This window comes from Nitratireductor sp. ATLC21 (assembly GCF_057196525.1).
The window spans coordinates 589,804-610,950 of record NZ_JBXUOU010000003.1; the positions used below are offsets into that span (position 1 = coordinate 589,804).

The window sequence follows — 21,147 nt, forward strand, 5'->3', positions numbered from 1 at the left end:
TCTGGAAGTAACACAGGTTTGATACGGCATGGCGGATTTTTCTGCAGTTCTGAAGAAGACGATCGACGCATTGTCGGAAAACACTCCGGCGGCGCGCGAGCGGATCTATCAGAAAGCCCGGGCGACGATCGAGAACAAGCTCAAGGCCATGGACCCGGCTCCGTCTGCCGCCGTTGCCGACCGCCAACGCAAGCTGCTCGAGGACGCAATCGCCCGGGTCGAAGCCGAGTACGCGCCTCCGCCACAGCCTGAAGAACCCGCGCAGGACGAGCTCGACCAGATCTTTGCCGAGCTGGATGTTGATCCGGCAAAGCCGCGCGATCCTGTCCCTTCAGCCTTTCAGTCTCAGCCAGCGCCGCCTGAACCTGCTTCTTTCGACGTCGGGACACCACAGAAGACCGGGTCTGAGACAGCGGATGGAGAAGCGGACCAGGCCACGCGGGGTGATGCGCCATCGTTTTCGGCAGCGGAACCTGCTCTCGAAACCCCACCACCGCCACCGCGCAGCAAATCAGGCAAAGGTGGCGCAACCGGGTTGATTGCGGGCGTGGTCCTGCTTCTTGCTGTACTCGCGGCCGGGGCCTGGTTCTTCAAAGACGATCTCACACGTCTCGCCGGTTTTGAGAGTGCGGAGCAAACGGTTGCCGAGAGCGGTGAACCTGCGGCGAATTCCGGCGATGAGACACCCGCCAATAATGAGAGCGCCGCCCCTGCTCCTTCGGAGACAAGCGACACGAGCGCGAGCCAGCAGCCGGCTCAGCCCGAACCGGTGCGGAAATTCACCCAACGTCTGCTCGCAGACGGGCGCGAGGTCGACGAGGGCCCGGCTGGCGGTGAGCCTGGTCTGGGTGAGGGAACCTCGGTCGCACAGGCAACCGTGCCGAGCGATGGAGAAGCAGCCCAGCCCTCATCGTCTCAGAACGGTCAGTCAGAGAGCCCCGGAGCCAGCGAGGCGCTGCCTGTCGGGCAAAAAGCCATTTACTATGAAGAGCGGACGAGCGTTTCGCAGGGGTCGGCCGATCTCGGCGCGGTTGTCTGGTCGGTCGTTCAGGAATCGCCGGGCAACGACCTCCCACCGGAACCGGCCATCCGCGCCGATGCGACCATTCCGGAGAAGAATCTCCAGCTGAAGATGACGATTCGGCGCAATGCCGATGAGTCCCTGCCCGCCAGCCATATTCTCGAGATCATCTTCCTGACGCCGGATGATTTTGATGGTGGTGGGATAGACAATGTTCTGCGGGTTTCCCTGAAACGGTCCGAGCAGGATACGGGCAACCCGCTGCTTGGCATCCCGGCCAAAATTGCCGACGGCTTCTTCCTGGTGGCGCTGAGTGACAGCACTGCGGATACAGAAACGAATATGCTTCTGCTGCGCCGCCAGAGCTGGATCGACATACCGGTGGTTTACAAATCGGGGCGGCGTGCGCTCATCACGATTGAGAAAGGCATCCCGGGAGACAAGGTGTTCAACGATGTTCTCAACGCCTGGCAGGCTGCGACGAGCGGCTGACAGGCATCCATCTTACAGGCACCCATCTTCATGCATGAACGCAAAAAAGCCGGCGGTATTCCGCCGGCTTTTTGATTGTAGACCGCTCCCGATCCCGGGGGGCGTATCAGGGGGCGTATCAGGCGCCTGCCTGCCGGTGAGCCTCAGCAGCCGTGGCCTTGGCGGCCATCGCCTGCTGACGGGCGGAGTTCTGCACGGCTTCCTGCACCTTCTCGAATGCGCGAACCTCGATCTGGCGCACCCGCTCGCGGCTGATGTCGAACTCGCCTGAAAGCTCTTCCAGGGTCATCGGGTCCTCGGAAAGGCGGCGTGCCTGAAAGATGCGCTTTTCACGGTCGTTGAGCACGGACATCGCGTCGCCGAGCATGCGGCGGCGGGTTTCCAGTTCGTCCTGCTCGACCAGTATGTCTTCCTGGCTTTCGCCATCGTCGACCAGCCAGTCCTGCCATTCGCCCGATTCACCTTCCGTCGCCCGAATGGGCGCGTTGAGCGAAGCGTCGCCGGAAAGACGGCGGTTCATGGAAACCACCTCTTCCTCGCTCACATTCAGGCGGGTGGCAATCTCCGTAACCTGCTCCGGGTTCAGGTCGCCGTCGTCGAGCGCCTGAATCTTGCTCTTAACCTTGCGAAGGTTGAAGAACAGGCGTTTCTGGTTCGCCGTGGTGCCCATTTTCACCAGGCTCCACGAGCGCAGGATATATTCCTGGATCGAGGCCTTGATCCACCACATGGCGTAGGTGGCGAGGCGGAAGCCGCGTTCCGGTTCGAATTTCTTCACGGCCTGCATCAGGCCGACATTGCCTTCTGAAATAACCTCGCCGATCGGCAGGCCATAGCCGCGGTATCCCATCGCGATCTTGGCCACGAGGCGCAGATGGCTCGTAACGAGTTTGTGGGCCGCGGCCGTGTCGTCATGCTCGGAATAACGCTTGGCGAGCATGTATTCTTCCTCAGGCTGAAGCATGGGGAAGCGGCGAATCTCCTCCAGGTAGCGGGTCAGTCCGCCTTCACCTGAAGCGATGCTGGGTAATGTCTGGGCCATTTAAGCACCCTCCTTTGCCGGATATGCCCTCATGCGGGGACGCCTTGAAAACCTGGCGTTTGCTGGAATGAGAGACAGTGCGACCATCTTTGATGCATCGCACCATATCCTATGTAGGAACGAATTCCGATGGTTAAAGTTTCATTCTGCTGTCAACATTATGTCACCAGACGGTGAACAATATTATTGTACCGATAATTACAAAATATCCAGCGCCTTTGTCAATGCCGTCATGTCAGGAGGCGGTTCAGCCTCGAAACGCATGACATCACCGGTCTCCGGATGACGGAAAGCCAACAGGCGCGCATGAAGAGCCTGACGCGAAAAAGCGGCGACTGTGGGGCGTATCTCTTCCGGCAATCGGTTGACCTTTGTTCGGAATGCGCGGCCATAGTCAGCGTCACCGATAAGCGGGTGGCCGATATGAGCCATGTGGACACGGATCTGATGCGTGCGACCCGTTTCCAGCCTGCATTCAACTTTTGCGGCAAATGCCTTGCCGCTGCCATCGGTTCCGTAGCGTTTCTGCACCTGGTAGCGGGTCACCGCGTGGCGGGCATCGCTGCGCCCCGCCGGCACGACGGCGCGCAAGGTTCTGCTTTGCGCATGACGACCGAGCGGCGCGTCGATGGTCCCGGCCATCCGTTCGGGGGCACCCCAGACGAGGGCGACATAGGCGCGCTCCAGGTCGCCGCTGCGACCATGGTCAGCAAAGCTCTCTGAAAGAAGACGATGGGCATTGTCCGTCTTGGCGACGACCATCACGCCGCTGGTATCCCGGTCGAGCCGGTGGACGATACCCGGCCGGCGTACACCGCCAATGCCTGAGAGAGAAGCACCGCAATGATGCAGAAGCGCATTCACCAGTGTGCCCGACCAGTTTCCCGGAGCAGGATGAACGACAAGCCCTGCCGGCTTGTTGATGACAATCAGGGCGTCGTCTTCATAAAGCACATCAAGTGGGATCGCTTCGGCTTCAGGCTCGGCCGGCTCCGCTTCGGGGACGGCCAGTGTATAAACCTCACCTTCCGCGATCTTGTGCTTGGTTTCGGTGAGAGGTTTTTCACCCAGCATTACCGATCCGGCGCGAATGAGCGCCTGTAGCCGGCTGCGTGAAACCGACGCGCCCAGGCGGCCTGAAAGCCAGCGATCCAGCCTTTCTCCCGCGTCTTCTGCCTCGACGGTAAATGCTTTGCACGTGTTCATGGCTTCCCATTCACGGTGGTCTTCGGTATCAGGATCGCCCATTGGAACTGCTTTCGTAACGGTGAGACATGGCCACGCCACAAGAACAGGAAGACCTGGAGCAGGAAGAGCTTGACCCGGCGGCCGAGCGTGTGCGCCGCAAAATGGTCCGCTTTATGGCTATCAACCTGGGCATTCTGTTCGCTGCGGTTATGGCTGTCGTGCTTGCTTTTGTCTACAAGACCCTTAGCAGCGCACCTGAAGAACCTGCGGCGACGATTGCGTTGCCCGGCGATGCGGTCGAGGGCCGGATTGATCTGCCGCAGGGAGCCCGCATCCTCTCTCAGTCGCTCGATGGTGTGCGGGTGTCGCTCCATCTCAGGTTGGCGGATGGTGCGGAGGAACTGCGTCTTTTCGATCTCACCAGCGGTCAGATGATCGCCCGGTTCGTTCTGGAGCCGTGACTTTGCCAGGCCGCCGGATCGCTCTGACGACACTTGTCGTGCGTGACTATGACGAGGCGATTGGCTGGTATCGCGACAAACTGGGCTTCCACCTTTTGGAGGACACTCCGCTTTCACCCGGAAAGCGCTGGGTGGTCATGGCGCCGGAAAATCGTGCGCCCGGTGCCTTGCTTCTGGCGCGCGCTGCGAGCGAGGAGCAGTCTGCTGCTGTCGGCAATCAGGCGGGTGGACGCGTATTTCTGTTTCTTCATACCGATAATTTCCAACGCGATTATACTGCCATGCGCGAAGCGGGCGTCATGTTTCATGAAGATCCTCGTGAGGAGCCCTATGGCACAGTGGCGGTCTTTTCGGATCTCTACGGCAATCTCTGGGATCTTTTGCAGCCGAAATCACAGGTAACGTAAAACCGCTGTTGCATTTGCCGGCGAAGGCGACTATATCGCCGCAATCGCTGCGCTCCCATCGTCTAGCGGTCTAGGACGCCGCCCTCTCACGGCGGAAACAGGGGTTCGAGTCCCCTTGGGAGTGCCATTCCTTCTTCTCATGTTTATTTTCCGGGATTGCTGTCATCTGTCCAGCGACGGGCAAGTTCCGTCTGGCAGGGTGGGCTGCGAACACATCTTATGCTTTGCAAATCGTTAAGCCTTGGGCACCAAACTGAGGCTGATGCGTTGGGAACACGAGAAGGTTCGATAGTGCCTTTCTGGGGAGCGTGCGGTTTTGGGAACCGGTGAGGGGTCAGATGTTGAGGAGCGATTTCGCGGTGAAGCGTTGGCCGCGTTGCTTCGATCTGCCTCCGGTTGGGTGTGGGAAACCGACGAAAACCATCGCCTGACCTGGATTTCGAAAGAATTTCAGACTGTTACAGGGCTCGATCCGAAGCGTTTCATCGGCAGGTCACGTATCACCCTTGCGCGCAATGCCTTCCATCCCGTTGGCGATGTGGAAGCGCATGAGAGGCTTCTTGCTCAACGCCAGCCATTCGGACAATTCGTTTACGACCTCGAAGGCGGTCCGCAGGACTGTCGCTGGATCTCCGTTTCAGGCTTCCCGATATTCGATGAGGAACACCAGTTCTGCGGCTATCGGGGTGTGGCGCAGAATGTCACTCCGATTATGGGTCTTCTGCGTGATGCTGATCGTTCGAATGACGAAACGGATCCGAAAGAGCGTTACCCGGGCAGTGGCGGCCACTTTGCCAGGTTGATGACCGCGCTGGATGTCACCCGAGATGCTTTGTGCTGCTACGATGCGGATGATCGGCTTGTGCTGAGCAACCAGGCAATGCATGTGATGTACGCCGGTCTCGAGGATTTCATTCGTCCTGGCACATCTTTCGAGGCACTCCTGCGTGCGGGGGTGGAACGCGGAATCCTCTCAACCGAGGGTGCCGACCCCGAAGTCTGGCTTCAGAAGGTCCTTGCGCTGCGAAGTTGTGAAGATGCATTTGAAAGCGTTATCCGCTTCACGGATGGCCGCTGGATCATGCATCGGGAGAAGCGGACCGCCGATGGCGGCACGATCGGCATATGTACCGATATAACCCGGCTCAGGCGTCATGAGGATGCGCTGGCGGCAGCGCTGGAGAAAGCGAAACTTGCCGAGGCAATTCTCGATGAACTGCCAAATCCTGTTTTTGCAAAAGATCAGGACCTCCGGTTCGTTCTGGTCAACAGGGCGTTCAAACGAACGCTTGGCGTGGAGGTTCCTGACATACTCGGACGGCGCGCGACAGATTTCACGTCGCCTGAACTCGCCGAAAGCTTCGAGAGAAGCGAACGTCATGTGCTCGAGACGCATGAGGATTTTGAAATTGAGGAGGATTTCGACCAGCCGGGCATCGGCAAGTATCGTATCGTGCGCAAGTGTCGTGTGGAGACGGAAAGCGGAACGCCCTACGTGGTGGGTGCCCTGTTCGATATCTCCGATATCCGCAAGCGCGAAAACGATGCCGAGGATGCCCGTCGGCAGCTTGCAGAAGTTCTGGAGACGCTGCCGGCCGGTGTCGTCATCTACGATCGTGACGATCGCTATGTTCTTGCCAACCGCAAGATGCAGGAAGCTCTGCCGGCCATGATTCCGGCCATGCGGCCGGGCAAGTCCTTGCGGCATGCGGTCGAGCTTGCCCACGACGCCGGATATTTCCGGCAAAGCGGTGATGCAGAGCTTGATGCATTATACGATACTGATCGAGAAGCGTGGATCGAAGGCTATCTCAAGTCCTATCAGGTGCGCCATCGCATCTTTGAGCGCAGTCACGCAAATGGTCGCTGGGTGAAAGCCATTGACACCCGGACAGAGGATGGGACCTTTGTCGGTGTGCGGGTGGATATAACCGAGCTGAAACAGCGGGAGGCCGAGTTGCAGGCGGCGCGGGAAGAGGCCGTCCTCGCCGACCGGGCAAAATCCGAGTTCCTTGCCAATATGAGCCATGAAATCCGAACGCCGATGAATGGCGTTCTGGGCATGACTGAGCTGTTGGCAAAAACAGATCTCACAGCCAAGCAGAAAACCTTCACGGATATCATCCTGAAGTCGGGAAACGCGCTCCTGACCATCATCAACGACATTCTCGATTTTTCGAAGATCGATGCCGGACACATCGTCCTCGAAGCGGAGCCGTTTTATCTTGGGGAAGCCGTCGGTGACGTGGCGACTCTCATGTCTTCCCGGGCGAAGGAAAAAGACATCGAGCTGATCGTCCGGGTGGATCCCGGGATCACGCGGGCCGTGGTGGGTGATGTCGGGCGCGTTCGCCAAATACTCACAAATCTCGTGGGCAATGCCGTCAAATTCACCGAAAAAGGTCATGTTCTGGTGAATGTGAGCGGCAGCGATACCCCGGAGGGTGAACTCGCACTGCAATTCAGTGTGACGGACACGGGTATCGGTATCCCGAAAAACAAGCTTCATTTGGTCTTCGACAAGTTCAGCCAGGTTGATGCGTCGTCGACCCGGCGTCATGAGGGGACCGGTCTCGGGCTCGCCATCACGTCGCGTCTCGTTGGCCTTATGGGTGGCCAGATCGGTGTCGAGAGCGTTGAGGGGCGGGGGTCGACCTTCTGGTTCACACTGACGCTGCCCAAGGCCGCTGGCGTCACGCAGCAGCCGCTGGCCCCACGCGAAGTGAAGAACGCCCGCGTGCTCGTCGTGGACGACAATTCGGTCAATCGGATGATTTTGCGCGAGCAGATGGAGTATTGGGGCTTTGATGCCTGCGTCGCCCGCAATGCCCTTGAAGGGCTGGAAGTGCTTCGTGCCGTGGCGCGAATGGGGTTGCGGGTCGACTGTATGGTCGTCGACTATCAGATGCCGGGCATGAACGGGCTGGAGATGGTGGAAGCGATCCGCGCCGAACCCGAGATCGCCGAGGTGCCGGTGGTTTTGCTCACCTCTGTCGATCAGTCTCTGTCTGGTTTCGGTGCGCGCGAGCTTTCAATCGCAGCGCATCTGATCAAGCCAGCGCGGTCCTCAGCGCTTCTCGAGGCGATGATCACGGCGATGCAGACCACGGTGGACGGCCCCACGACGGGCAGCCTCTCAGGAGGAGACACAGCGGCGACCGCGGTCGGGGATGCGGGAGAGCTCCCCGAAACGCTTCGGGAGGTGGAGAAGGTGTCACCGGATGATGATGGCACCTCCCCTGGCATCGATGTTTTGGTTGCAGAAGACAATGAGGTTAACCAGCTCGTCTTTCGGCAAATTCTCAGCGAAGCGGGATTGCAATTCGAAATCGTGGAAAACGGTCGACGTGCGCTCGAAGAATGTGCGCGCAAGAAACCCCGACTGATTTTAATGGACGTTTCCATGCCAGAGATGAACGGGCTGGAAGCGACAAGGGAGATTCGCCAACGTGAAACTGGCGCTCGCACACGTGTCCCTATCATTGGCGTGACCGCTCATGCATTGAAGGGCGATCGCGAATTGTGCCTGGAGGCGGGGATGGACGATTATCTTTCCAAACCGATCAGTCCCAGGGCGCTTTTGGAGAAAATCAACTCCTGGGTGAATTCCCTATCCGTAAAATCAATTCAGAAATGAGTAAGAATTTCTTGCAAGCTTTTGATAAATAATGATTTTTCAACCAAACATGCGCATTTCGTATTACTAGCGTGATCGCACCATTTAGGGAAAACGATGCTCTCATTAAAGTTGAGACAAATGGTCAATGCTTGGCCATGGTTTTTCCGGGCGGGTGGAGGTCCACAGGCCATGGGTGGTCCAAACGAGCCCCAACAGGATCTATCCGGGTTTTAAACCCAGCCCAGTGTGATTTGCCATTCAATATGGTCTTTCCCCCGCCCGGCTTTTTCTGATCTCAAGAGATGTGTCTTAGAGCTGAGCGGCGGCCCGGTGTCAGCGCTCCTGGTGTCGGGGGCTGGCGAATGGATATGCCCGCCCATCGTGCCCTTTTGCATCCCTGCCGATTTAAGAAGGCGACGCTGATTTCCGTTCGTAATCAGGCTGACACGGAACTGTCATGGAACTGTTACACAGAGTTGTTATTCCGCTCCCCGACGCCGGCAGGGCGTCTGACCGAATTCCGAACAGGGAGCTGTCTCCAATGAAAAAATTCCTTCTTACCGCTTCGGCGGCCACGATCGCCCTTGCCGGTGCGGTCGGTGCAGCTGCGGCCCGCGATCAGGTTCAGATCGCCGGCTCTTCGACCGTTCTCCCCTATGCGAAGATCGTTGCCGAAAACTTCGGCGAAACCTTCCCGAACTTCAAGACGCCGGTCGTCGAGTCGGGTGGTTCGTCCGCTGGCCTGAAAGAGTTCTGCAAGGGCGTCGGTGAAGCCACGATCGACATTGCCAATGCATCGCGCAAAATCCGCGAAAAGGAAGTTGCAGCCTGCGCCGAAGCAGGTGTAACCGAAATCCAGGAAATCCAGTTTGGCTATGACGGCATCGTCTTCGCCACGGATATCCAGGGTCCGGATTGGGCGCTCGAGCCTGTTGATGTCTACAAGGCACTGGCGGCGAAGGTCGCAGTCGACGGCAAGCTGGTCGACAATCCCTACAAGAAGTGGAACGAAGTGAACCCGGATCTGCCGGATTGGGACATCGCTGCTTACATCCCCGGTGAAAAGCATGGCACCCGCGAAGTCTTCGAGGAGAAGGTGCTTGCAGCCGGTTGTGAGGTTGCTGGTGGTCTCAAGGCTGCCGAAGAGGCTGGCCTCGACGAAGACGCTGCCGAAGCCGCATGCATCGCGGTTCGCAAGGATGGCGGCGCGGTCGACATCGACGGCGACTACACCGAGACGCTCGCCCGCATCGACGCCAACAAGACCGGCGTCGGCGTGTTCGGCCTCTCCTTCTACGAGAACAATGCCGACAAGCTGAAGGTCGCCACCATCAACGGCATCACGCCGTCGGTCGACACGATCTCCACCGGCGAATACCCCGTGTCGCGCCCGCTTCAGTTCTACGTGAAGAAGGCGCATATCGGGGTCGTTCCTGGCCTGAAGGAATATGTCGAGTTCTTCCTCGACGATCAGATGGTCGGCCCGGAAAGCCCGCTCGCCGATTACGGTCTGGTTCCGGCTCCGGATGCGGAGCGTGATGCTCAGCGCAAGGCTTTCGAGGCTGGCGAAACCATGTAATCCGGTTTCCGCATGACAACGCAGGCGGCTCAAGCCGCCTGCGTTCGATCGTTGCGGAGAGATTGTGAACTGGACGCCCGGCCAGGTGCCGGAGAGGGGGCTTCGTGGCCTGGGGACTTCTCCTTACCATCATCGTTTTCATTGGCGTTGTCGGATACGTTCTCGGCAGTGCACGTGCGAAGAAGCAAATTGTCTCGTCGGCCGAGAAGCCGCATTCGCGTGCACATTATCATGGCTGGTGGGTGTTCCTGCTTGCTGTTTTGCCGGCGGTGTTTTTCATGGCGGCCTGGTCTGCCGGTAGCTATGCCTATGTGGATCGCGCAATCAGCGAGCGGATGCCCGAGCAAACGGCGGACAGCGCGATCGCAAGCCGTTCTCTGGCTTTGGGGATGGTGCGCAATCTTGCAGCCGGCATGCGCAGGCTCGAAACCGATCCGGCCATTGCCGAAGTGCCGGAAAGTTTTGAGGAACTGCGTCCTGTCCTTGCAGAGCGCGGTGTTGCGCTGGCTTCGGATACGCAGGATTACATGATCCCCATTGCGGCCGAGCTTAACGCCATGCAGGACAATGCAGCGTGGATCGGCACGGTAATCGCGATCCTGCTGTCGCTGGGAGGCGCGGTACTCGGCCTACGAAGTGTTCGACCTCGGGGCCGGGCCAGGAACAATGTCGAGCGCATCATTACCTTGGGCCTCTTGGCCGCATCCACCATCGCCATCCTGACGACGGTGGGCATCGTCTTTTCCATGCTGTTCGAGACGATCCATTTCTTCCGCTCGGTGTCGCTGAGCAACTTCTTTTTCGGAACCGTCTGGGACCCGCGCTTCGCTGCGGCCGGTGCGGAGGCGCAGGAGGGGCAGTTCGGTCTCATCCCGCTGCTTGCCGGTACGATCTATATTGCTTTCGTGGCGATGCTGTTTGCCGTGCCAGTGGGGCTAATGGCGGCGATCTACATGGCCGAATATGCCTCCAAGCGTGTGCGCTCAGTGGTCAAGCCCCTGCTTGAGGTTCTGGCCGGAATTCCGACCATTGTCTACGGTTTCTTCGCCCTGGTTACGGTCGGTCCATTCCTGCGCGATATGAGCGCGGCGATCGCTGGCGGCCCCGGCTTTATTCAGGCGCAAAGCGTTCTGACAGCAGGTCTCGTTATGGGGATCATGTTGATCCCATTCGTCTCGTCGCTGTCGGATGACATTATCACAGCGGTGCCGCGTGCTATGCGTGATGGTTCGCTTGGTCTCGGCGCGACGCGCTCCGAAACGATCAAACGGGTTATCCTGCCAGCCGCGCTGCCGGGCATTGTCGGGGCATTGCTGCTGACGGCTTCCCGCGCCATCGGCGAAACCATGATCGTTGTGCTGGCCGCCGGTGTTGCGGCCAACCTCACGCTCAACCCATTTGAGGCGATGACGACCATCACCGTGAAGATCGTCAACCAGCTTACGGGTGACCTTGAATTCACCTCGCCTCAAACGCTGGTTGCCTTCGCGCTGGGCATGACCCTGTTTGTGCTCACACTCGGCATGAATGTTTTCGCGCTCTACATCGTGCGCAAATACCGGGAGCAATACGAATGACCGATGCTGTCTACAAAGGAGGGGATGCTCCCCGCGCATCTGTGCGCCGCGATATCGGTATCAAAAAGCGTTATGCGGCAGAACAGCGTTTCCGGATGTATGGAATCATTGCGATTGCCATCGGCATCTTCTTTCTGGCTGCGCTTTTATGGTCGGTGATCTCCAACGGCTACACCGCCTTTTGGCAGACATCCATCAATCTGGACGTCACCTTCGCCGAGAATATCATTGACCCGGATAATGAGCGTGCGACCGACCCCAACACGCTGCTCACCGCCAATTACCCGAAACTGGCCACCGATGCCCTGGCGGCAAAGCTTGGCGTCGATCCGGAGAACCGGCGATTGGTTCGCGAGGTGGGCGGCTTGATCTCAAATGGTGTACGCACGCAACTGCGTGACCTGGTGATAGCCGATCCTTCGATCATTGGAACGACACAGAATGTCTGGGTCCTGGCGAGCGGAGACGTTGATTCCGCTCTCAAGGGGCAGGTCAATCTCGAGGTGGAGGAAAGCCGCCGCAAGGTCTCCGACCAGCAGCTCGAATGGATGCGCGTCATGGAAGCAGACGGCGTTCTGGAACAGCGCTTCAATACAGGGCTTTTCACCCGCGGTGCCTCGAGCCGGCCTGAAACGGCAGGTATGGGGGTGGCCATCGTGGGCTCGCTCTACATGATGTTGATCGTGCTCCTTCTGGCGCTGCCGATCGGCGTTGCCGCCTCGATTTATCTTGAGGAGTTCGCGCCGCAGAACAAGCTGACCGATCTGATCGAGGTCAACATCAACAATCTGGCGGCCGTGCCGTCCATCGTCTTCGGTCTCCTCGGTCTCGCCGTGTTCATCAACTTCATGCATCTGCCGCGCTCTGCGTCTCTTGTGGGCGGTCTGGTGCTGACGCTGATGACATTGCCGACGATCATAATTGCGACGCGTGCAGCGCTGCGCGCCGTACCGCCCTCGATCCGCTCGGCAGCTCTCGGCCTTGGTGCCTCGCGCACACAGACGGTGTTTCACCATGTGCTGCCGCTGGCTGCGCCCGGCATTCTGACGGGCACGATCATCGGCCTGGCCCAGGCACTCGGCGAAACGGCCCCGCTGCTTCTGATCGGCATGGTGGCTTTCGTGGCCGACTACCCCACCACGCCGCTCGATCCTGCTACGGCGCTGCCGGTACAGATCTATATGTGGGCGAACGAAGCCGAACGCGCCTTTGTCGAGCGTACCTCGGGCGCTATCATCGTATTGCTGCTGTTCCTCGCCGTGATGAACATCACCGCCATAATTCTGCGGCGGCGCGTCGAGCGTCGCTGGTAACGGAGTGGAAGGACATGAATATGCTCACTGATGCTGCTGTCGAAGAAGCACTGGATGCGAGCCAGAAGCCAAAACCTCTCAAGATGCGCGGTGAGAATGTGCGTGTCTTCTACGGCGAGAAGCAAGCGCTTTTCGATGTGAATCTGGATGTTCTGGAAAACCAGGTGACGGCGCTTATCGGCCCTTCGGGCTGTGGAAAGTCCACGTTTCTGCGTTGTCTCAACCGCATGAATGACACGATCGATATCTGCCGGATCGAAGGCAAGATCACGCTTGATGATCAAGACATCTATGATCCTAAGATCGATGTGGTGGAGCTGCGTGCCCGTGTTGGCATGGTTTTCCAGAAGCCTAACCCATTTCCCAAGTCGATCTATGAGAACATCGCTTATGGGCCGCGCATCCATGGCCTGGCTTCCAAAAAGAATGAGTTCGATGAAATCGTCGAGTCCAGCCTGCAGAAGGCCGGCCTCTTCAACGAGGTGAAAGACCGTTTGCATGAGCCCGGCACAGGTCTCTCCGGCGGCCAGCAGCAGCGTTTATGCATTGCGCGCGCCATCGCGGTTTCGCCCGAGGTGATCCTCATGGATGAGCCGTGCTCGGCTCTTGATCCCATCGCCACCGCCAAGGTGGAGGAGCTGATCGACGAACTGCGCGAGAACTACACGATCGTCATCGTTACGCACTCCATGCAGCAGGCGGCGCGCGTTTCGCAGCGCACGGCCATGTTCCATCTGGGCAACCTTGTCGAGGAAGGTCCGACGGACAAGATGTTCACCAATCCGGATGACAAGCGGACCCAGGATTACATCACCGGTCGCTTCGGTTGACGCACAGATAAGGAACCAGATCATGGGCGAGCACACAGTCAGCTCCTTCGATGAGGAACTCGGTGAGATCGACCGCCTCATTCGCGATATGGGCGATCTCTCCGGTGCGATGACCCGCGCCTCCACCAATGCCCTTCTTCATTCCGATACCGCGCTGGCGCAGCGCGTTATCTCCGATGACACGATCATGGACGCCAAGCAGCGCGATCTCGACGAACGCGCCATCACACTGATCGCCAAGCGCCAGCCGATGGCACAGGATCTGCGCAGCGTTGTGGGTGCCATTCGCATGGCAGCCGACCTGGAGCGTATCGGTGATCTTGCGAAGAACATTGCCAAGCGCGTCAGCGCGGTGGGCCAGAGCGCTACACCGCGAACACTAGCGCATTCCATAGATGCCATGGCAGGCCTGGTGCTGCAGCAGGTTAATGCTGTGGTCGAGCATTACGTGAAGCGCGATGCCGATGCCTTGATCCAGTTACGCGACGACGACGAGAAAATCGACATTCAGTATACGTCGGTGTTCCGGGAATTGCTGACTTATATGATGGAAGATCCGCGCAACATCACCTCGTGCACGCATCTTCTCTTCTGCGCGAAAAATCTGGAACGCATTGGCGATCATGTGACGAATATCGCCGAGAATGCCTATTATGTGGTGACGGGGGAGCAGCTTCCGGTCCAGCGGCCGAAGCTTGATGAAACACAGATGACGGTCGATACGGATGCCTGAACGGCCGTAGCAATGCTTTAGGAGAATGCCTTCCATGATTGCCCCCAAGGTCATGGTCGTTGAAGACGACGAACCGCTCTGCGTCCTGTTGAAATACAATCTGGAGGCGGAAGGGTATCAGGTAGAGATGATCTCGCGCGGCGATGAAGCCGAGGTGCGGTTGCAGGAGAATGTCCCGGATCTGCTCGTTCTGGACTGGATGGTTCCGGCCGTATCAGGCATCGAACTGTGCCGCCGGCTGCGCATGCGTCCTGAAACCGAGCGTCTTCCCATTATCATGCTCACCGCGCGCGGTGAGGAAAGCGACCGCGTTCGCGGTCTTTCCACCGGTGCCGACGACTATCTGGTCAAGCCGTTTTCGACGCCGGAATTCGTCGCGCGTGTGCGGGCGCTCCTGCGCAGAGCCAAGCCTGAGGTTCTCTCAACGGTGCTGTCTGTGGGCGATATTGTGCTCGACCGCGAATCGCATCGCGTTTACCGGCGCAAGAATGAGATCCGTCTGGGGCCGACAGAGTTTCGCTTGCTGGAATTCATGATGCAGCATCCGGGGCGGGTCTTTTCGCGCAGCCAGCTGCTCGACAATGTATGGGGTGAGACGATTTACATCGACGAGCGCACCGTGGATGTCCATGTGGGCCGGTTGCGCAAGGCCGTGAACCAGGGGCGGCTTCCCGATGTGATCCGCACCATTCGCGGTGCAGGCTACGCCATTCGAGAAGCCTGAGACAAAAACCCCGGCACTTGGCCGGGGTTTTTGCTGAAGCTGTTGTCTGATTACTCGGTGAAAATGTTCTTCTGACGCGCATGCTCATTGTGAGCGACTGCGAAGCTGTTGACCGGTTCCAGAGAGGCCGTCAGCTTCCCGTCTTTGGTGATGTCCCACTCCAGCACAGCGTCATCGTAGACGAGTGCAGGATCCACAAAGACGCACGTTGCCATCACCCGTGGCGCCTCACCTTCAAGCTCGCGCAGGGAAATGGGCTTCTCGGCCTCGCACTCCTCAAAGGTTTCGTAAATCGGAGCGGGGGCGGGAAGTTCGCGGCATTCAGCCATGTTGCCGGAGCAGCCGACAACCAGAAGAAGCGCAGCGATATGTTCCATGGCGTTCTCCTTTCACTGTCTGCCCGACGCGGAAGCCATGGATGGTCCGCATCGTCGGATGCCGCATTCGTTTACGTCAGATGTACTCGTTTAACCGCGCCCTCTAATCAGTCCCATGACCAGAGAAATCACGAGAAGGGCGAGAAAGATGTAGAACAGGATCTGTGCGATCCCTGCGGAAGCGCCTGCAATACCGCCAAAACCAAGGGCGCCGGCGATAAGAGCGACGACGAGGAATATAAGTGCCCAGTAAAGCATTCTGTCTCTCCGTTTAGTTATGGCAGTTAAACGCTATCCACGGAGATTGGTTCCCGGAGAAAGAAAACCGGCAAACAAAAAGGCCGCCCGAAGGCGACCTTTTTCATCAGAAAGGTGTTGCGCTGCCTCAGGCCGCCGCGCGAGCCTGGTGATCGAAGAAAAGCGCCTGGCTGATCAGCGCTTTGACCATCTCCGGGCTGAAAGGCTTCGTCACAAGGAAAGTCGGCTCCGGGCGCTCGCCAGTCAGCAAACGCTCCGGGAAGGCTGTGATGAAGATCACAGGGACTGTCGCCCCTTCAAGAATCTCGTTCACCGCATCAAGGCCCGAGCTTCCATCTGCAAGCTGAATGTCTGCCAGCACCATTTTGGGCTGGGTTTTGGCAAACATCTCGACAGCCTGCTTGTGGGTGCGGGCGTTGCCGACGACGCGATGACCGAGGCTTTCGACCATCTCCTCGATATCCATGGCGATCAAGGGCTCATCCTCGATGATGAGGATGTCGGTGGCCACCTGACGGGAGATTTCCTCGCTGGCCTCGTGCAGCATCGCATTGATGCCATTCATGTCGGTTTCCAGAATTTCCGCCGCTTCCTCCGGACGGAAGTTTTCGACAGCCACCAGAAGGAACGCCTGGCGTGGGCGGGGTGCAAGTGACGACAAGTTTCTCGAAGCGCGTTCCTCCCAAGCGGATGTCGGGGCACTTTCGGGGATGCGCACATCGAGCGTTTCAAAGAGCGATGTGAAAAGCCTGAAGAGCGCGATTTTGTCCGTTGACGCTTCGGGGAAAATGCTTGTGTCGGCAATCAGCGCTTCAAGCGCCGCGGCCACCAGGGCGTCACCGCTCGTCTGGGAGCCGGAGACGGCTCTGGAAAAGCGCCGCAGATATGGAAGGTGCGGTGCGATACGCGCTGACAAGGTCATGGATTTCAGGTCTCCCTCGTAATGTGGCAATGGGAATAATGCATATTTATGAGGTCAAAACGCCTGTTGTGCGAAAATGTTCCATAAGCAGGGAACGATTTCTGCTCGGTGGCGTTCTGTTTCGTATGGAAGAGTGGTGGCGCGGGCGATATCGATGTGCCCGCTTCATTGGGAGACAAGATTATATGGACGAAGATAGGGCATGAATTACGGCAAACCCAATACCCATAGGGGCCAGGAGAAGCGCGGAAAGGACAGCGATCCTCTCGGTGCAAATTCCGAGATCGGGCGCAAGCTCAGGCAGTATTACGACGATTTGATAACGGAAGACATTCCGGACCGCTTCAGTGATCTTCTCAACCAACTGGAACAGAAGAGCACTGAGACCGCCGGGAACAAGGATTGATGTCGATGAGTGTATATCCTGGCTTTCGTGATGATCTTCTCGCCACCGTACCGAGTTTGCGTGCGTTTGCAGTCTCACTTTCAAAGAACGCTGACCGAGCCGATGACTTGGTACAGGAGGCGCTTGTCAAAGCGTGGGACAAGCAGGCGAGCTACCAGCCGGGCACCAACCTGAAGGCATGGCTCTTTACGATTCTGCGTAATGAGTTCTATTCCCAAATGCGAAAGCGCAAGCGGGAGGTGGAAGACAGTGACGGGGCCATCACCGGGCGTCTGTCCGTACATCCAGCTCAGGAAGGCTCTGTCGATCTCAAAGACTTTCGCCGGGCGCTGGAGCAACTGCCAGAAGATCAGCGTGAGGCGATCATCCTGATTGGTGCCTCGGGCTTTTCCTATGAAGAGGCAGCAGAAATCTGCGATTGTGCTGTCGGCACCATAAAGAGCCGGGTCAGCCGAGCGCGTACGCGTCTACAAGAGATTCTGGGCATCACCGGCGAGAACGACTTCGGTCCGGATGCAATTTCCGCCCAGATAACGAATTCTGTCTTCACCGCTTAATCCGAGCGGGAACCATTTTCATTCGAAGAGCCAATCGCCTGCGCCAAAGCTTGGATCAGGTCGCTGTCCTTGTACGGTTTTTCAATAATGGTAATGCCGTTAAAGGGCTCAAAGACCTGATGGTTGGCGGCGTAGCCCGTGGCAAAAATAAAGGGAATTCGCCGGCTTTGTAGAAGGTGGGCGAATTCGTTTGTCCAGTTGTCGGAAATTTTGATGTCGAGGATTGCGGTCGAAATTCGCCCGGTCTCGAGAACGTCGGGATTTAGCGCGTTGAATGAGGTTACGGTTACGACGTCCTCTGCGCCATGTTCCTTGCAGAGCTCTTCGATGCTCATGGCAATCAGGGCTTCATCTTCGACCAGAAGTACACGAGCCCCGTCGAGGGTTTTTTTCAAATGGGCATCCTTCCGAAACCAGAGAAATTTTCTCCTGAAATCTCATTAGTTGACTGACTTGTCATTAAAAAAAGACATGGTACCAAATAAGCCGAAGGGATCGGCGGACATGCTTCCGGATCCGCGGATCGAGGCAAGCTGTGACAAAAGAACAAGAACGCGCTCACGCCAGTCTACCGTGTGAAAAATGCCCCTTGAGGAAACGCGAGCTTTTTCGTGATTTTGATGCATGTGAGCTCGAGTTTATCGGTCGCTTCAAAAAAGGTGACCTGGCTGTCAAAAAGGGCGCGACTGTATTGGTCGAGGGCGCACATAACCCGCACCTTTACACCGTTCTTTCCGGATGGGGATTTCGATACAAACTGCTTGAAGATGGCCGCCGGCAAATCGTCAATTACGTAATGCCCGGCGATCTTGTGGGTTTGCAGGGCAGCCTGCTGGGCGAGATGAAGCACTCGGTCGAGGCGCTCTCAAACATGGTTTTGTGCGTGTTTGAAAAAGCCGAGCTTTTTTCCCTCTACCGGGAGTTTCCTGAGCTGGCCTACGATATCACCTGGATCGCCTCGCGTGAGGAATGCATGCTCGACGATAACCTTCTTACGGTTGGTCGTCGTACCGCGTTGGAAAAAGTAGCCTATCTTTTGATGTTCATCCTGGAACGAAGCCGGCAAAGCGGTCTGACCAGGAACGGCACGGTGTCGCTCACGCAGCAGCATGTGGCTGACACGCTCGGCCTCTCTCTTGTTCACACCAACAAAACCATTGCCCGTCTCGCCGAGCGGGGTCTTTTGAAGTGGGAGGATGGCGGCTGCCGGATACTCAATCCGGAGGCCTTGGCCGAACTGGCGGACTGGACGGCCGAGAAAGTGGCGAAGCGGCCTTTTCTATAGGCGGTTTTGGGTGGATGGACCGCTTTGACACGTGCGGTTTGGCAGGTGCAGGAGGCTCAATTCCCGGAATGATGTTGCCGGCTATCGCGTAAAGCGTCAGCAACGCGGGGATGGCGATGAAGCCGCCAATCGGGCCCCACATCCAAAGCCAGAACGCAATGGCAAGGAAAACAATGAACGGGTTAAGCGTCATCCGGCGGCCGATCACGGTGGGAGTGACGAACTGCGCCTCGATAGCATTGAGTCCCAAATAGGTAAGAGGCGGAAGAAAACTCGCTGTCAACGTGTCGAAAGTGCCAAGGCCGACAGCCAGCAGAACGCAGGCCATGACGGCGGGGCCGATGTAAATCACGAAATTGAGCAATGTCGCCATTGCTCCCCAGAGCGCGGGGGAGGGAACGCCAAGCAGCCACAATGCGATGCTGACAGCGATGCCCAGTCCAATATTGATGATCGTGATCGACAACAGGTAATCCGAGACCGCGTTTTCAACATCCCGGAAGATGTGCGCGACCCGCCAACGCAAACGACGATTGAAGCAGAGGCGCAATATCGCCGCTCGCGTCTCGTGCCGTGTGGCCACGAAGAAATAAAGGCTCGCAAAGAAAATGAGCAGTTGCGCCAGCAAAGACGGTGCAAGCACCGCCACACTTTCCACCGTGGTGTCTTCCTTTACGGCGACTGTCACGCTGGAGCCGCCGGTAGCGGAGCGGATCTGCTCTTGAAGATCCTTTATCGTGCCAAGAGGCTGTCTCAGGCTCGAGAGCTGCAACTGCAATTCGTTCCAGATCTGGGGTAGACGGTCGGCCCAGGCCGTCAGCGGAGCTGCGATCGCTGTCAGGAAACCGCCCACGAGGCCGATGAAGATCAGCACCACCGCTACAGCCGACACCGCTGGCCAAATGCCCATTCGCTCCAGGCGGGTGGCGATGGGCCCCAGCATCAAGCCAATGAAGATCGCGAGTGACATCGGCGCCAGCAGAAATCGCCCGAAGTGCAACGCCACGATCAGCGCCAGCAGACCCAGAAGCAGAACAGAGCCTTGCGCGCCATAGGTCAGCGCCATCTCGAGAGTCATGATGTGCGAGCGTTTGCGCGTGGTGTTGAGAGACTTGTGATCCATCCGGTTATCCGCCGACGTTTCCAGTGGAAAGCGTGCTGGCGGGCAAATGGTTCCTTGGAGAAGGGAACTTCGTGGGATGTTTCGCGTTGGGCTGTGAGCAAAGCTTGCAAGAAACATGGCCCCGAACATGGCCGAACCATGGGAGACTGTACATGGCAACGACCACCGCGAAATCCGCTCGGTCCCAGAAAGACGATGCCGTAACGACCGGCGATCTGGAAAAGGATATTCAGCAGTTGCGCACCGATATGGCGCAGCTGGTGAGCCATCTCAAAGACATGGGTGGTCAATCCGGCGAGGCGGCGCGAAAGGCCGCTGGAGAGCGCATTGAGCAGTTGCGCGGTCAGGGCGAAGCCGCCTTGAACAGCGTTCGGGACAGCACGCAGGAGCTGGAGCAGGAACTGGCCCGCACGGTGCGTGAGCGTCCGTTCACCTCGCTTGCGCTGGCCGTCGGAGCCGGGTTTCTCATCGCCCTTGCCACCCGCCGCTAGGCCTTCGCCATGATGGCAAGGCTGTTGGCTTCACTCGCCGCCGGAGAGTTTTCGGGCGTGTTCAAGCGCATGAAAGTCGCAACCGGCTTTTATGCGCTGGCTGCACTGCTTGGCCTTTTCGGCCTCGGCTTTCTGGTGCTGGCCGGGTTCATTGCGGCATCACGGCAATGGGGCGTGATCGAGGCCTCGCTTGGCTTCGGTATTGCTTTCATGGTCATGGCGATCATCGTCCTCGTCGGCCTCAAGGTGTGGAGCCGGATTCAGGCTCGCCGCGCGCGCCGTCGCCGCGTCGCTGATGCAGGCGTGCTTGCCGGCACTGCGGCTCTGACCCTTTTGCCGTCGGTTCTCGCGCGGACGGGACGTCTTGGCGCGGTGGCGCTGCCCGTTCTGGCTGTTCTTGGATATGCGATTTACCGGGAGAATAGCGGTCAGGATCCGGACGACCGTTAACGCAAGGATTTCAGCGCAGCTCCTGCATTTTCATGGAACTCTCCTCTGACCTTGGCATTGATTGAGGCACAGAAACAGGAGCATTGACCATGCCCGAAACCAATCGAAAGACAACGCCGCAGGACGCTCGTCAAGGGCGTCGAGGCTTTCCAGTGCTGATGGTGCTGGTGTGCGGTCTCCTGCTGGCTGCCCTGGTCTGGTGGGGCGTCGAAGTCTACGGCCTGATGCTGGATGAACAGCAGGCTATAGAGCTGCCGGCCGCACAGGATGAACCGACGAGCTGATCTGCCTG

General features: G+C 58.1%; 23 protein-coding genes and 1 tRNA gene. 17 read left to right on the forward strand and 7 right to left on the reverse strand.

The window, feature by feature from the left end; all coding sequences use genetic code 11:
- Positions 1 to 28 precede the first annotated feature (28 nt).
- On the forward strand, positions 29 to 1,513 hold the full coding sequence (locus AC2CHD_RS17345; RefSeq protein ID WP_484554664.1) for a hypothetical protein: 1,485 nt from the start codon (positions 29 to 31) through the stop codon (positions 1,511 to 1,513).
- Between the two features lie 118 nt (positions 1,514 to 1,631).
- On the opposite strand, the gene rpoH is transcribed toward AC2CHD_RS17345, so the two are convergent.
- On the reverse strand, positions 1,632 to 2,555 hold the full coding sequence (gene rpoH, locus AC2CHD_RS17350) for an RNA polymerase sigma factor RpoH (protein WP_229449738.1): 924 nt from the start codon (positions 2,553 to 2,555) through the stop codon (positions 1,632 to 1,634).
- Positions 2,556 to 2,753: 198 nt separating this feature from the next.
- Positions 2,754 to 3,761 (reverse strand): RluA family pseudouridine synthase, encoded by a 1,008-nt coding sequence (locus AC2CHD_RS17355; protein ID WP_484554748.1) that lies wholly within the window; start codon positions 3,759 to 3,761, stop codon positions 2,754 to 2,756.
- Between the two features lie 68 nt (positions 3,762 to 3,829).
- Here AC2CHD_RS17355 and AC2CHD_RS17360 point away from each other — a divergent pair, with 68 nt between their 5' ends.
- The 10 genes from AC2CHD_RS17360 to phoB all read left to right on the forward strand — a co-directional run bounded on the left by AC2CHD_RS17360 (position 3,830) and on the right by phoB (position 14,986).
- Positions 3,830 to 4,204, forward strand: a complete 375-nt coding sequence (locus AC2CHD_RS17360) for a fimbrial protein (protein WP_229449739.1) — start codon at positions 3,830 to 3,832, stop codon at positions 4,202 to 4,204.
- Complete coding sequence (locus tag AC2CHD_RS17365) at positions 4,201 to 4,611, forward strand: VOC family protein (RefSeq protein ID WP_484554665.1); 411 nt, start codon at positions 4,201 to 4,203, stop codon at positions 4,609 to 4,611. Before AC2CHD_RS17360 ends, AC2CHD_RS17365 begins: the two co-directional genes overlap by 4 nt.
- A gap of 51 nt (positions 4,612 to 4,662) precedes the next feature.
- Positions 4,663 to 4,738, forward strand: a tRNA-Glu gene (locus tag AC2CHD_RS17370).
- Positions 4,739 to 4,978: 240 nt separating this feature from the next.
- The gene (locus AC2CHD_RS17375; protein WP_484554666.1) at positions 4,979 to 8,248 is read left to right on the forward strand and encodes a response regulator; all 3,270 of its coding nucleotides are present in this window, start codon (positions 4,979 to 4,981) and stop codon (positions 8,246 to 8,248) included.
- A gap of 523 nt (positions 8,249 to 8,771) precedes the next feature.
- Positions 8,772 to 9,809, forward strand: a complete 1,038-nt coding sequence (locus tag AC2CHD_RS17380) for a substrate-binding domain-containing protein (RefSeq protein ID WP_229449742.1) — start codon at positions 8,772 to 8,774, stop codon at positions 9,807 to 9,809.
- A 104-nt stretch (positions 9,810 to 9,913) separates the two neighbouring features.
- Positions 9,914 to 11,386, forward strand: a complete 1,473-nt coding sequence (gene pstC, locus AC2CHD_RS17385) for a phosphate ABC transporter permease subunit PstC (RefSeq protein WP_484554667.1) — start codon at positions 9,914 to 9,916, stop codon at positions 11,384 to 11,386.
- Entirely contained in the window at positions 11,383 to 12,699 is a 1,317-nt protein-coding gene (gene pstA, locus AC2CHD_RS17390) for a phosphate ABC transporter permease PstA (RefSeq protein WP_484554668.1), read from the forward strand. Before pstC ends, pstA begins: the two co-directional genes overlap by 4 nt.
- Before the next feature lie 14 nt (positions 12,700 to 12,713).
- Positions 12,714 to 13,529, forward strand: a complete 816-nt coding sequence (gene pstB / locus AC2CHD_RS17395; RefSeq protein WP_484554669.1) for a phosphate ABC transporter ATP-binding protein PstB — start codon at positions 12,714 to 12,716, stop codon at positions 13,527 to 13,529.
- Between the two features lie 22 nt (positions 13,530 to 13,551).
- Positions 13,552 to 14,262, forward strand: a complete 711-nt coding sequence (gene phoU / locus AC2CHD_RS17400) for a phosphate signaling complex protein PhoU (RefSeq protein WP_229449746.1) — start codon at positions 13,552 to 13,554, stop codon at positions 14,260 to 14,262.
- Positions 14,263 to 14,299: 37 nt separating this feature from the next.
- Positions 14,300 to 14,986, forward strand: a complete 687-nt coding sequence (gene phoB / locus AC2CHD_RS17405; protein ID WP_025030226.1) for a phosphate regulon transcriptional regulator PhoB — start codon at positions 14,300 to 14,302, stop codon at positions 14,984 to 14,986.
- A 50-nt stretch (positions 14,987 to 15,036) separates the two neighbouring features.
- Here phoB and AC2CHD_RS17410 read toward each other — a convergent pair whose 3' ends face one another.
- The 3 genes from AC2CHD_RS17410 to AC2CHD_RS17420 form a co-directional block, all read right to left on the reverse strand.
- Positions 15,037 to 15,363 (reverse strand): hypothetical protein, encoded by a 327-nt coding sequence (locus AC2CHD_RS17410; protein WP_229449747.1) that lies wholly within the window; start codon positions 15,361 to 15,363, stop codon positions 15,037 to 15,039.
- 90 nt (positions 15,364 to 15,453) lie between these two features.
- Positions 15,454 to 15,621 carry a DUF1328 domain-containing protein gene (locus AC2CHD_RS17415; protein WP_229449748.1) on the reverse strand — a complete coding sequence of 56 codons (168 nt, stop codon included), beginning with the start codon at positions 15,619 to 15,621 and terminating at the stop codon, positions 15,454 to 15,456.
- Between the two features lie 127 nt (positions 15,622 to 15,748).
- Entirely contained in the window at positions 15,749 to 16,543 is a 795-nt protein-coding gene (locus tag AC2CHD_RS17420) for a response regulator (RefSeq protein WP_229449749.1), read from the reverse strand.
- A 202-nt stretch (positions 16,544 to 16,745) separates the two neighbouring features.
- Here AC2CHD_RS17420 and AC2CHD_RS17425 point away from each other — a divergent pair, with 202 nt between their 5' ends.
- Together AC2CHD_RS17425 and AC2CHD_RS17430 are read left to right on the forward strand one after the other, a co-directional pair.
- Positions 16,746 to 16,949: a NepR family anti-sigma factor gene (locus tag AC2CHD_RS17425; RefSeq protein ID WP_484554670.1), complete on the forward strand. Its 204-nt coding sequence runs from the start codon at positions 16,746 to 16,748 to the stop codon at positions 16,947 to 16,949.
- Between the two features lie 5 nt (positions 16,950 to 16,954).
- On the forward strand, positions 16,955 to 17,506 hold the full coding sequence (locus AC2CHD_RS17430; RefSeq protein WP_229450089.1) for a sigma-70 family RNA polymerase sigma factor: 552 nt from the start codon (positions 16,955 to 16,957) through the stop codon (positions 17,504 to 17,506).
- Here AC2CHD_RS17430 and AC2CHD_RS17435 read toward each other — a convergent pair.
- Positions 17,503 to 17,901 carry a response regulator gene (locus AC2CHD_RS17435; protein ID WP_484554671.1) on the reverse strand — a complete coding sequence of 133 codons (399 nt, stop codon included), beginning with the start codon at positions 17,899 to 17,901 and terminating at the stop codon, positions 17,503 to 17,505. The genes AC2CHD_RS17430 and AC2CHD_RS17435 overlap by 4 nt on opposite strands.
- A 140-nt stretch (positions 17,902 to 18,041) precedes the next feature.
- Between AC2CHD_RS17435 and AC2CHD_RS17440 the strand changes: the two genes are divergently transcribed.
- On the forward strand, positions 18,042 to 18,791 hold the full coding sequence (locus AC2CHD_RS17440) for a Crp/Fnr family transcriptional regulator (RefSeq protein ID WP_229449752.1): 750 nt from the start codon (positions 18,042 to 18,044) through the stop codon (positions 18,789 to 18,791).
- Here AC2CHD_RS17440 and AC2CHD_RS17445 read toward each other — a convergent pair.
- A complete protein-coding gene (locus AC2CHD_RS17445; protein WP_229449753.1) occupies positions 18,721 to 19,914 on the reverse strand; it encodes an AI-2E family transporter in 1,194 nt (397 codons plus the stop codon). The two genes, AC2CHD_RS17440 and AC2CHD_RS17445, sit on opposite strands and share 71 nt — an antisense overlap.
- Positions 19,915 to 20,066: 152 nt before the next feature.
- Between AC2CHD_RS17445 and AC2CHD_RS17450 the strand changes: the two genes are divergently transcribed.
- From AC2CHD_RS17450 to AC2CHD_RS17460, 3 genes are all read left to right on the forward strand, one after another.
- The gene (locus AC2CHD_RS17450) at positions 20,067 to 20,405 is read left to right on the forward strand and encodes an ElaB/YgaM/YqjD family protein (protein WP_229449754.1); all 339 of its coding nucleotides are present in this window, start codon (positions 20,067 to 20,069) and stop codon (positions 20,403 to 20,405) included.
- Between the two features lie 24 nt (positions 20,406 to 20,429).
- A complete protein-coding gene (locus tag AC2CHD_RS17455; protein WP_229449755.1) occupies positions 20,430 to 20,855 on the forward strand; it encodes a hypothetical protein in 426 nt (141 codons plus the stop codon).
- Between the two features lie 89 nt (positions 20,856 to 20,944).
- Positions 20,945 to 21,139: a hypothetical protein gene (locus tag AC2CHD_RS17460; protein WP_484554672.1), complete on the forward strand. Its 195-nt coding sequence runs from the start codon at positions 20,945 to 20,947 to the stop codon at positions 21,137 to 21,139.
- The last annotated feature ends 8 nt before the right edge of the window (positions 21,140 to 21,147 follow it).

Coding starts and splice junctions, on each gene's coding strand:
- phoU (WP_229449746.1), top strand. CDS start 13,552: ATGGGCGAGCACACAGTCAGCTCCTTCGATGAGGAACTCGGTGAGATC.
- AC2CHD_RS17415 (WP_229449748.1), bottom strand. CDS start 15,621: ATGCTTTACTGGGCACTTATATTCCTCGTCGTCGCTCTTATCGCCGGC.
- AC2CHD_RS17355 (WP_484554748.1), bottom strand. CDS start 3,761: ATGAACACGTGCAAAGCATTTACCGTCGAGGCAGAAGACGCGGGAGAA.
- AC2CHD_RS17420 (WP_229449749.1), bottom strand. CDS start 16,543: ATGACCTTGTCAGCGCGTATCGCACCGCACCTTCCATATCTGCGGCGC.
- AC2CHD_RS17410 (WP_229449747.1), bottom strand. CDS start 15,363: ATGGAACATATCGCTGCGCTTCTTCTGGTTGTCGGCTGCTCCGGCAAC.
- AC2CHD_RS17460 (WP_484554672.1), top strand. CDS start 20,945: ATGCCCGAAACCAATCGAAAGACAACGCCGCAGGACGCTCGTCAAGGG.
- rpoH (WP_229449738.1), bottom strand. CDS start 2,555: ATGGCCCAGACATTACCCAGCATCGCTTCAGGTGAAGGCGGACTGACC.
- AC2CHD_RS17425 (WP_484554670.1), top strand. CDS start 16,746: ATGAATTACGGCAAACCCAATACCCATAGGGGCCAGGAGAAGCGCGGA.
- AC2CHD_RS17360 (WP_229449739.1), top strand. CDS start 3,830: ATGGCCACGCCACAAGAACAGGAAGACCTGGAGCAGGAAGAGCTTGAC.
- AC2CHD_RS17445 (WP_229449753.1), bottom strand. CDS start 19,914: ATGGATCACAAGTCTCTCAACACCACGCGCAAACGCTCGCACATCATG.
- AC2CHD_RS17345 (WP_484554664.1), top strand. CDS start 29: ATGGCGGATTTTTCTGCAGTTCTGAAGAAGACGATCGACGCATTGTCG.
- pstA (WP_484554668.1), top strand. CDS start 11,383: ATGACCGATGCTGTCTACAAAGGAGGGGATGCTCCCCGCGCATCTGTG.
- AC2CHD_RS17450 (WP_229449754.1), top strand. CDS start 20,067: ATGGCAACGACCACCGCGAAATCCGCTCGGTCCCAGAAAGACGATGCC.
- AC2CHD_RS17380 (WP_229449742.1), top strand. CDS start 8,772: ATGAAAAAATTCCTTCTTACCGCTTCGGCGGCCACGATCGCCCTTGCC.
- pstB (WP_484554669.1), top strand. CDS start 12,714: ATGAATATGCTCACTGATGCTGCTGTCGAAGAAGCACTGGATGCGAGC.
- AC2CHD_RS17430 (WP_229450089.1), top strand. CDS start 16,955: ATGAGTGTATATCCTGGCTTTCGTGATGATCTTCTCGCCACCGTACCG.